We start from the raw sequence: 664 nt of genomic DNA on the forward strand, positions 1-664 counted from the left end.
TTGCAGCTATTGTCCTTGCGCCGGATACGCAGCGCGCCGCCGGTCGTGTCGATGCGCAGATCGGCGATATTGTCCGCCCGCCCCTGCGCCGTCACGGCAAAGCGCGACCCCAGCGAAACCGTGGCGATATCACACCCGGCCATGTCGATCCGGTCGAACCCGTGCACGTCGAAGCTGCGCGAGGTCCGGGCGCTATCCTGCGCGGCGGCACCGACGGCGGCGAAGGACAGGAGGGCGATGGCGGAAAGTGTCTTCTTCATGTCCGTGGTCCTTTTCAGATCGCGCGCATGGCGCTGGCGACGATGCGGCCGTCGAGCATGTCGATCCGGCGCTTGGCGAGGTCGGCATGGCTGGGCGAGTGGGTGACCATCACGATGGTCGCGCCCGCATCGTTCAGGCCGGTCAGGATGTTCATCACCTGCTCGCCATTGGCGGTGTCGAGATTGCCGGTCGGCTCGTCCGCCAGGATCAGCTTGGGATCGCCGACGATCGCACGGGCAATCGCGGCGCGCTGCTGCTGACCGCCCGACAGCTGGTGCGGGAAGTGGCGCGCCCGGTGGGCGATGCCGACCTTGTCCATCGCGGCGGCCACCCGGCCCCGCCCCCGCGCCCCTCGCCGTCCCCCCGGCCGTCGCAAACCGTCCCTCGACATCCGCCACCAGCC

Annotated in this window: 2 protein-coding genes; both read right to left on the reverse strand. The window is 69.4% G+C overall.

Annotation, left to right across the window (positions count from 1 at the left end; all coding sequences use genetic code 11):
* Positions 1-260, reverse strand: a 260-nt coding sequence (locus tag U1700_RS15090; RefSeq protein WP_443025959.1) for a hypothetical protein, incomplete at its 3' end; no start/stop codon positions are given.
* A 14-nt stretch (positions 261-274) separates the two neighbouring features.
* Positions 275-664: ABC transporter ATP-binding protein (locus U1700_RS15095; RefSeq protein WP_332753493.1), on the reverse strand; the 390-nt coding region annotated here is incomplete at its 5' end.

It is taken from the genome of Sphingomonas sp. RB1R13 (assembly GCF_036663775.1).
Classification (GTDB): domain Bacteria; phylum Pseudomonadota; class Alphaproteobacteria; order Sphingomonadales; family Sphingomonadaceae; genus Sphingomicrobium.